At 66.5% G+C, this 3,188-nt stretch carries 4 protein-coding genes; 1 reads left to right on the top strand and 3 read right to left on the bottom strand.

Annotated features, from left to right (window positions below):
* The 3 genes from dnaN to VFT73_RS10715 all read right to left on the bottom strand — a co-directional run.
* Positions 1–786: DNA polymerase III subunit beta (gene dnaN / locus VFT73_RS10725; protein ID WP_326410822.1), on the bottom strand; the 786-nt coding region annotated here is incomplete at its 3' end.
* Between the two features lie 164 nt (positions 787–950).
* Positions 951–1,556 (bottom strand): fasciclin domain-containing protein, encoded by a 606-nt coding sequence (locus VFT73_RS10720; protein WP_326410820.1) that lies wholly within the window; start codon positions 1,554–1,556, stop codon positions 951–953.
* A 102-nt stretch (positions 1,557–1,658) separates the two neighbouring features.
* Positions 1,659–2,741: a hypothetical protein gene (locus VFT73_RS10715; protein ID WP_326410818.1), complete on the bottom strand. Its 1,083-nt coding sequence runs from the start codon at positions 2,739–2,741 to the stop codon at positions 1,659–1,661.
* Between VFT73_RS10715 and VFT73_RS10710 the strand changes: the two genes are divergently transcribed.
* Entirely contained in the window at positions 2,736–3,185 is a 450-nt protein-coding gene (locus VFT73_RS10710) for a hypothetical protein (protein WP_326410816.1), read from the top strand. The two genes, VFT73_RS10715 and VFT73_RS10710, sit on opposite strands and share 6 nt — an antisense overlap.
* Positions 3,186–3,188: the final 3 nt, after the last annotated feature.

Raw genomic sequence — 3,188 nt, 5'->3', positions numbered from 1 at the left:
CTTCGGATCGAGCTTCAGAAGCTTGTCGTTCGCGGTCGGGATGACGCGGTTGTAGTCGGGGAAGGTGCCGTCGATCAGCTTGCTGGTCAGGATCGCGCTGCCGAGGCCGAAGCGAATCTTGGTCGGCGAGAGCGAGATTTCCACCGTACCTTCGAGCTCTTCGAGCAGCCGGTAGAGCTCCTGGACGGCTTTGCGCGGAACGATGACGTCGGGCATGCCCTCGGCGCCGTCCGGACGCGCCACGGTGACCCGTGCGAGACGATGGCCGTCCGTGGCCGCAGCGCGGAGCTGGTCGTCGACAACGTGGAGGAAGATGCCCATCAGATAATAGCGCGTCTCCTCGCTCGAGATGGCGAAGCGGGTCTTCTCGATGATCTGGCGGAGAGTTGCGGCCGGAAGCTCGAAGCGGGTCGGAAGATCGCCCTCGGCGATCACCGGGAAATCGTCGCGGGGCAGCGTCGAGAGGTTGAATCGCGAGCGGCCGGCGATGACTTGCATCTTGCCCTCGGCGGCAGTGAGCTCGACCTGGCTGCCCTCGGGCAGCTTGCGGACGATGTCGAAGAAAGTGTGCGCCGAAACCGTCGTCGCGCCGGGCTGGGCGACATTGGCGGGAATGGTCTCGTCGACCTGCAGGTCGAGGTCGGTGGCCATCAGTCGGATCGAGCCGTCCTCCCGCGCTTCCAGGAGCACGTTGGAGAGGATGGGGATGGTGTTGCGGCGCTCCACGACCGACTGGACGTGGCCGAGGCTCTTCAGGAGGACCGCCCGCTCAATCGTCGCTTTCATCGCTTCAAAGCCCCATCATCCGCATGCGTCGCGGATCGTTATAGCGAGCCGTTCCGCGTGCGGAAGTGGGAACTCGACAGTGCTCCCGCGGAGGCAGCAGCCCAGACCTTTTCTTTGGTGGGCTGGACCCGGCCTTCGCCGGGGGTGCAGGTTTGCGCGCTAACTTACTTCCCGGCCTTCTGCCCGACTGCGGGAGCGTTGGCCGCGGGCGGCTTGCTCGGCATCAGCACGGCGTCGACCTCGTGCACGACGCCGTTGGTGAACTGCTCGTCGCCCTTGACGATGGTCGCCTTGTGGCCGGCGGAGTCGGTGATCACCGTCTTTCCGCCTTCCTTGGTCGCCGTCAGCGTTCCGCCGCCCATGGTCGCCAGCGGCGCCTTGCCCTTGTTGGCGTCGATCACCTTGTCGATGTCGGCCACCAGCACGGTGCCCGGAAGGATCATGTTGGTGATGATCCCGGTCAGCTTGCCCCGGTTGGCGGGCGTGGTGTCGAACGTGCCCGCGGGCGCCTGCCCGATCGCCGCATCGGTCGGCACGAAGACCGTATAGGGTCCCGGGCCGGCGAGCGTCTGATCGAGCCCGGCGGCCTTCGCTGCGGCCATGAACTTGCCGTTCTGGTCGAGACCCGCGGCGATCGTCTTCGTGCCGGCGGCTTTCTCCGCCTGCGGCGTCTGCGTCTTGGGTTCCTTGTTGCCGGCCTGCTTGCTGCAGGCGCCGAGCGAAACCATCGCCGCCGCGGCAACAGTGAGTGCGAGTGCATGAGTCTTCATGCGCTGGGCCTCCTTTTTTGTTTTGCAAACGCAATGGCCCGGCGCGGATTGAGTTCCATCGCCGGGCCAAAGTTCAGACAATCATGACCTGCATTGGTGCGGTCAGGTCAGCAGCGACGCGACGATCGCGGTGACCAGCAACGTCGACGGGTCGACCTGGTAGATGTAGCCGTTGTTGTAACGGTACCAGGCGTTCGGCGTGTCGTAATAGGTCGCGCGATAGGCGTAGGGCACGTTGTACGCGCTGTAGCCTATCGGCATTGGCTGCCCGATCGTGAACCCCGGCGACATCAGCGCCGCGACCGAAGTGATCAGGCTCGACGACCTGTCGTACTGGTAGATTGCGCCGGGCGCGTACCAGTAGGAATAGTCCGCCGTCGGATAGTACATGCTCCGATACTGCATCGGCACGTTGTAATAGCTGTATGCCGAAGGCAGCAGCTGGCCGACGCCATAGCCGCCGGCGTAGGTCGGGATCACGTTCTCGACCATGCCGGTGAAGCAATCCACCTGGTAGACCACGCCATAGGCGTAGCGGTTGCAGATGTTCCCATAGCCGTAGCCATAGTCGTAGCTCGCCGGGTAGAAGCTGTTCAGTCCGTAATAAGAGGGCACGTAGCTGCTCATGTAGGGCTGAGGCAGGTAGGTGCCCGGCAGATAACCGCCCGCGAGGAGCGGGATCAGCGCGGCGATCAGGCTGGTGTCGCGATCGACCTCGTAGAGGTAGCCGCCGCCGTACCGGTAATAATAGTTCGGCGTCGCCGGATAGAGGTAGCTGACCGATGCCGGCAGAGCCATCAGCGGCACATAGTTGGTGACCGTCGAAAGCGGCGCACCGACGTAGCGGACCACCTCGGTGGGCGCGAGAATTCGCGTGCGCGGGGCCAGCAGCTGGAGCCGGCTGGCGCGGAACGCGTTGGCATCGGCCGAGCGAAGCGCGGTTACGATGCGGCGGTCCGCATTCTGCTGCTGCTGGCGCGCCTGCCGGTCGAAGCGGAACTGCTGGCTCTGGGCCACCCTCTGCTGCTGGCGCGCCTGGCGGTCGATGCGGACCTGCTGGCGCTCGGCCATGCGGCCCTGGACCGCCCGGTTGTTGCGGATCTGCTGCCGCTCGACGGCGCGGTTCTGCGCCTGACGGTTGGCGCGAACCTGTTGCCGCTCGGCCGCGCGCGTCTGACGTTGCACCTGCTGCTTGCGCTCGGCCGCACGAGCCTGCGCGCGTTCGACGCGCTGCGGACGCGCCTGATGGCGCTCGGCGACGCGAGTCCGCTGGACGCGCTCAGCACGCGCCGGGCGACGCTCGGCCCGTTGCACGCGCTCGGCGCGCTGCGGGCGCTCGGCCCATTGCGCATGCTGCATGCGCGGAGCCTGGAAAGCCTGGCGCTGCGGCCGCGCGACATGGCCGCCACCGCCACCGCGGCGCGGCGCTTGAGCTCGCTGGCCACCGCCGCCGCCTTGCTTGGCGACCGCCGCCTGGCGATCCTTACCCCCGCCGCCGTGGGGCCCCGCGCTTGCCGGGGCTGCGATCGCGAGGGCAGCGACGCCCGCTGCGAGAAACACCCTGGTCATCACAAAATCTCCTTTCGAACGGCAAGAACGGCCCGTTCGCCGCACCGTTCCAACGCCTAAACG

The organism is Sphingomonas sp., assembly GCF_035758555.1.
Lineage (GTDB): Bacteria > Pseudomonadota > Alphaproteobacteria > Sphingomonadales > Sphingomonadaceae > Sphingomonas_B.
This window is presented reverse-complemented; position numbering and strand designations above follow the sequence as displayed.